Origin of the sequence: Cupriavidus pauculus (assembly GCF_008801835.1) — a bacterium.
Classification (GTDB): Bacteria; Pseudomonadota; Gammaproteobacteria; order Burkholderiales; family Burkholderiaceae; genus Cupriavidus; species Cupriavidus pauculus.
On sequence record NZ_VZOW01000025.1, the window covers coordinates 77976 to 83975 of the forward strand.

Below are 6000 nucleotides of genomic sequence, written 5' to 3' on the forward strand. Positions count from 1 at the left end.
GACAGCGAACCCCACATACAGGACCGCGAGACCGACCAACATGACGAGCATGCTTGCAACGACAGAGTCGGATACGTGAGCGTAGTGCATGGTCGGGCGTTTTCAGAGGCTTCCAGCGCACAACAACAGACAGTCCGTCTATTAAAGTGCGATCATGATTCAATCAAAGAGGTCTTTCCAGAAACTTTTCCGATGTCCCGGCTGTCGCTGGTCGTCGCAGTGGTCACCGGAACGCCCCCAGGTGTAACTGCCCTGCATGCCGGGGGGCGGGGGGGCTTGCCCCACCGACGATGCAAGTTCTTGGGTCGCCCGCTCGATGATCTTGTCGAGCTCGCCCCGGCAAAGCCACACCCCGCGGCACTGCGGGCAATAGTCGATTTCGACACCCTGGCGTTCCGCCATGGCGAGCTGTATATCTTTGCACACTGGACATTGCATGATGTCTGACCTTATTTCAAGTAACGACGCGGCGATGCTTAGAGTAACGTAACGGTTGCCTCGAAACGGACTTATTGATTCATTGTGCAGCAACCTCAGCCTATTGCTGGCGCGCAGGTCAGCGAACTTGACCATCTGCGTCGGGAACCTGCGCTGTGAAGGTGGCACGAGGAAGATCGCCTTGATGCCGATAGCCAGCGGGCCAGTGCCACCCATTCTCGCCTAAGCCCGCGGCGCTTCGCCCGCTGCGTACCCGCACGCCTTCGAATCACTTTCCTCATACCGATCCCATTTAACACTCTGTGGTGACTAGAGAGTCAAGGGATTCTTGGTAAGTACTGGCGCTGCGTCGATTCGCGATTGTGCTCGACCTGGTGTCGGCTCGTCGACGCTGGCCGCATGGCGGTGCCTCAGCGCACAGCGAAAGTCTTTGAACCAAGCATCGGTCAGGCAATGCGTTTGATAGCCCAATGGTCCTGCTCGCCGATGTCGTTCAGATAGTTGGCCTAGCTTAAGCGCCGGTAGCTTGAGCGCCCAGCGGGGGACGGTTGAGTGATCGAGCGTAAAACCCAGGAACGAAAACTGCGCGTTCGGATGAGCTGCAGGGCGATTGCCATCCTTGCAGTACACAACCTTCGATTTACCCAATGCATCGTCAGTCCACATTCGTGCTGCCGTGAAGCAATAGATTGCATCACAGCCCTCGCCTGTGCCTCCGTACGGCAGTGAACTACCGCATCATCAGTATAGCGAGCAAAGGGACGTTGCGGAGATGTCCGCCTCATCCGGCTATCGAATACATAGTGCATGAACAGATTCATCAGGACATAGCGTTCCCCCGCGACGATATCAACTCGCCCAGGCCGCTTGCCCCATATTGCCCTGGCGGCCATGGCAGGGATACCGGTATTAACGGGCGAGGAAGGCTGCCTTCCTCGTCGAGGAACTAAAGCTTCGCGCCTGGCAGCGGCTCACCCCCTCGCGGTACGTTGCCCCCGCAAGTTATAGGCGACGCTGGCAATGATGATGAGAAGAACGGCCACTTGCGCGGCAATGGTCTGCACAGAGGGGTAGACGCCCAAGACATCGATGCGCGGCATTGAGAGCGGTGTCAACTGCAAGAAGCCGACTTTCTGTAGTGCGGCGACACCCTTGCCGATCAGGACGACGGCAAGCACGCCAACCAATGCGGAACTGAATGAAAAGAACTGGCGAACTGGCAAACGTGCTGTGGATCGCAGGAGAAGTGTTGCAATCACGGCAAGCACAGCAATACCGGAAATAAGTCCAGCGAGCATGTAGGCTCCGTTGCCATCGGACCACAGGGCCGCGTAGAAAAGCACCGTCTCAAATACTTCCCGGTAGACCGTGACGAACGAGAGCAGGAAGAGCATAAACGCCGATTTCCTATTCAATGCCGAAGACAGTTTCTCCTTCACGTACGATTGCCAACGTCCCGCCAGACTCTTCTGGTGCATCCACATGCCGACGCCGAGCAGGACGATCGCCGCGAAGACGGCAGCGAACCCCTCGGTCATTTCACGACTTGCGCCGCTCAAATCTACAACATAGGTTGCAACCGCCCACGTCAATGCACCGGCTCCCAGCGCGGTGATCCAACCCGCGTGAACGTAAGGAAGGACGTCGGTTCGATTGGCCTTTCTCAGGAACGCCAGCATCGCCACGACCACCAGCAGCGCTTCTAGCCCTTCACGAAGCAGGATCGTAAAGGCGCCAAGGAAGGTCGAGACAGCGTCATTGGTGCTGGCGAGCGCTTCCTGCGCTTCGTCGAGCTTTGACTGCAGTTGTGTTGCGGTGTCATGCGCGCGCTCTGTCTCGCCATTTGTCAAAGCACTGCGATAGAGTCCCATCGTCTTCTCGATTTCCAAAGAAAGTGCGTGGTTCTTGGCTACTAAAGCAGGCTCAACCGGTTCGAACCCATCGAGATAAGCGGACAAAGCCAGTTGCGAGGCAGCCCGCGCGTCTCCCTTGTCCAGCGCAGCGACACTTTCCTTCAGCTTATCTTTGGCGATTGAGAGGCTGTCGGTGGTCGATGCTGTCAGTACGTCGGGCGAGCTGCGCAGGTAGGCCAAGCCATCGCGAGCAGTCTGTGCGCCAATCGATTTAGCAAGAGCTGCCTCCGATGTCTGGCTAAGCTTGTCGAGCGTGGGAACCGCAGCACGGAGTCCGGGCTCAGTTGTCCAAATCTTGGCGCCCGCCTGGCGGTCAGCCTCTGAATACGATAGCGTCGAAGCAAAATAGGCAAGGGCCCATCGATCGCCCTCTGAGAGTTCGGCAAAGCCCGGCATCGATGTTCCCTCCACGCCGTGCGTGATGATCTGTTGCAGGGCAAAGATGCTGCGTTCCTGCGCGCGGGAGTGGTCGGCCAGCGCAATCGGGGGCGGGTTGAGTTTTGCTGAGAGCGGGCCGTCCGCGTTACCGGATACGCCGTGACAGGAAGCGCACAGGTTTTGATAGAGTTTGGCACCCTTCTGCAAGTCAGGCGCTTTGATCGGGCCCATAGGGACAGGGTAAGCAGAGAGGACTCCGCTGGCCAACTTCCGAGCCTGTTCGGCGACGCTATCTGGCGAGGCCTTCGCTGCGATGGACATACGCAATGCGCCAGCTTCCTTGACTAGTTGTTTGGAAGTCGGTCCCGGCGGCAGTTCGCCTAGCTGTCGCTCGATCGTCTGAGCAAACTCTTGCATCTCGACATATTCCGCTTCGTTGCTGACGCGGCTATCTGTGACTGACCCACCATAGTCAACGGCAAGGTAGTCCAGCAATTGCCAGACTTGCTTGGCTTTGTCTTGTGTTGTCAAGGGCTCGGCGCTCAACGTCGGAACGGAAAGCACCCAGGAGATTAAAACGAGGGAGAAGAAGCGCAAGGCTCGCATGAGGAACACGCCGCGAAGGCGGCAATTTTGCGGGTAAATACGAATGATTGTAATTCATAAAGTTTGCGAGATGGGCCCAACGTCATTCGTGAAGGGCTGGGCGATTTCGCACTTGACTCTATAGTTGCTGCAGGTTGTTTACTAATGGCCGTAATCAATAGCAGTGTCACCAAAGTGGATTTCCAGCAACTTTCGCGTATGGGCTGGCGGTGAGTGCAGTTGTGTGCGCGATACGAGGGATGCAATCGCTTGGCGCGAGCGCTCTCCGGATTGTGGTTCCAAGGGACAGAAGGTACTAATTCGATGAGTTGGACGGCTATTCTCTACGACTGGGGCGGCTGGAATCGAGAGATCTTCCTGCTGGTCAATGAAGGCACTCCGGCAATGTTCCTGCCTGTGGCCACGCTGTTTAGCTACGTGCTGGGCAATTATTGGACCGCGCCTGCGGTTATGATTGGCTTTTGGGTCTGGTCAAGGACAACCCCGGAGGTAGGCCGATCGGCAGCGCTCCGGGCTCAGTTGGCTCGATTCGTAGCCGCATTTGGGATTGCGTTTGCTGTAGTTGGGTTTTCGAAGTTGGTATTCGATTTTCCGCGGCCGGCCGCCGTGTTCGGCTACCTGTGGCATTCAATCGGTCCGATCGAAGTGCACTACAGTCTGCCAAGTGGACATTCCACGTACGCGGCTCTGGTTGCCGGTGCGTTGTGGCCGATGGTCCGCGCGCGCTGGCGGCTGGCTCTAGTTGCCTACGTGGCGCTGGTCGGCTGGTCGCGTATGGCCGCAGGCATGCACTTCCCGGCGGATGTCTTGGCGGGCTGGTTGATAGCGCTCGGCAGCTTGGCTGTTTCGAGGCGATTATTGCAGGACCTGCTTAAACTACCGAGGCTCGTCGAGCCGGACTAATAGTGCAACAGGTGAAGAGTGCAACCCCGTCTATGGCCTGGCAAAGACATCGCTCCGTTCGCAATTCGCAGTTTGCGAATTGTGCCATCAAGATGTGCCCGATTTGGGCAAGCAATCGAGTTACATGAGGAGATCGCAATGAAACTAAATGCACGATCAACGATGCGGACCCTGCTGTTTGCTGTGAGTGCGCTGGTGTGTTCGGCAGCGCTGGCGCATTCCGATGACGTTGAGGGTGTCGTCGACAGGATCGATAACAAGGCGAAGAGCTTCGTCATCAAGGGTCAGACAATCTATGTCGACGCCGATACGAAGTACGACGATGGACTGACCCGCTTTGAGGACATCAAAATCGGAGACCGACTTGAGGTCGATGTTCATGAGAAAAATGGTCGTAAAGTCGCGCATGAGATTGACAGGGAGGACTAATCGGTTACCGTCAGCCCGCAGCCTGCGATGGGTGGGGTAAGCACTGAGAAGCAGTGCCGTCGGCACAACTTTAAGCACATGGCGTCAGGGCCGAACCGAATCGGTCCGGTCGTTGAGGGCAACGGTTCCGCATGAGCGTCGAGCACATCTACGTCATCGGCGGCGCCATGCTGACGCACAAGACGTCCGAAGAAGGCATTGCGCTGTTGGAGCAATTGGCCGGACAAGACCGGCATCTGCACTATCACACTATCTCGGCGGGAATCTACACATTGCCGGAGGTGGGCTCCGTGGGGCAGACCGAAGCGATGCTGGAGGAGGCGACTACGAGGCGGTGTTGGCGCTGGAGTTTCGGGCGTCGACCGAAGTCACTGTCATGGCTTGTCATGTGCATCCCACGCTCCCGGAGGCTGCAAGGAGGGCCGCCTCGCGGTCGTGGCCCGCGCGCTGCATGTGTGATAACAACTTGGGAGAGGCCCGAGCATGCTGAAAGATCGAGCGAGAGTCTTCCGCCTCGGCGGCGCCGTCGCTTTATGTCTAGCCCTGGTGTCCGTGAATGCCAGCGCCGGCCTTTGGGACAAGGTTCTGGGGCGCTCCGATCCTTCAGAGCCTTTGCCCCCAGAGAAGGCCTTCCAGATCAAGGTCGAGGTGGTCGACGGCAAGACCGTCATCGCGACGTTGACTCCGGCACCCGAGCACTACCTGTACCGCAAGACGGTCCGTTTCGCGGCCAAGGACGCCAAGGGCGCTCGACTGGGGCTCATCGCATTGCCGAAAGGGACAACGAAGCAGGATCCTTTCTTCGGTGAGACGGAGGTGTACACAAAGCCTGTCCAGGTGACGCTTGCGCTGGAGCGCGCACCCGGTGTTCCCGCTTCACTTTCGGTAGTCGTGTTCTATCAAGGCTGCAACGGACGTCTGGGGGTGTGTTACCCGCCAACGCAAACGGAGTTTCCAATCCGACTACCCTGATTCACCGTACCCCGATTGGCTCGTTGCCTCTGGAATGGTCGGTCGACCAAGGCGGCGACGGTGAATTGTTCTCATCGGCCTGGTTACCGCAGTGGCAGCAGCCTTTTTCCTGCGCCATTGCGAATGGTTTGTCTGGCCCCAGCCAAACTGGTCATCTCAGGTTCGTCATGCACTCCAAAGCGAAGCAGGCGGCCAGTCTCTTCAATAGGGATGATGGCGCTTCGATGAAGTTAGATGTAAGCGCCCGGTGAACCCGTCTTGACGGGGCTACGCAGGAAGGACGGAAGCAGTCCAGCGATGTGGCAGGAGCTCCGCGATGTCGGCGGTCTTCTGAGTCGGCAGTCGCGTAAGCACGTCTTTC

At 57.8% G+C, this 6000-nt stretch carries 5 protein-coding genes; 3 read left to right on the plus strand and 2 right to left on the minus strand.

The annotated features are described in order from the left end of the window. Positions 1-159 precede the first annotated feature (159 nt). Complete coding sequence (locus F7R19_RS30655) at positions 160-654, minus strand: TFIIB-type zinc ribbon-containing protein (protein WP_317851323.1); 495 nt, start codon at positions 652-654, stop codon at positions 160-162. Between the two features lie 755 nt (positions 655-1409). Next, entirely contained in the window at positions 1410-3335 is a 1926-nt protein-coding gene (locus F7R19_RS21690) for a cytochrome c/FTR1 family iron permease (protein WP_150981974.1), read from the minus strand. A 303-nt stretch (positions 3336-3638) separates the two neighbouring features. Here F7R19_RS21690 and F7R19_RS21695 point away from each other — a divergent pair, with 303 nt between their 5' ends. From F7R19_RS21695 to F7R19_RS21705, 3 genes are all read left to right on the plus strand, one after another. Continuing rightward, positions 3639-4238, plus strand: coding sequence for a phosphatase PAP2 family protein (locus tag F7R19_RS21695; protein WP_150981975.1), 600 nt, complete (start codon positions 3639-3641; stop codon positions 4236-4238). A gap of 138 nt (positions 4239-4376) precedes the next feature. After that, positions 4377-4667, plus strand: a complete 291-nt coding sequence (locus F7R19_RS21700) for a DUF5666 domain-containing protein (RefSeq protein WP_150981976.1) — start codon at positions 4377-4379, stop codon at positions 4665-4667. Positions 4668-5150: 483 nt separating this feature from the next. Continuing rightward, positions 5151-5639, plus strand: coding sequence for a protein-disulfide reductase DsbD N-terminal domain-containing protein (locus F7R19_RS21705; protein ID WP_150981977.1), 489 nt, complete (start codon positions 5151-5153; stop codon positions 5637-5639). Positions 5640-6000 lie beyond the last annotated feature (361 nt).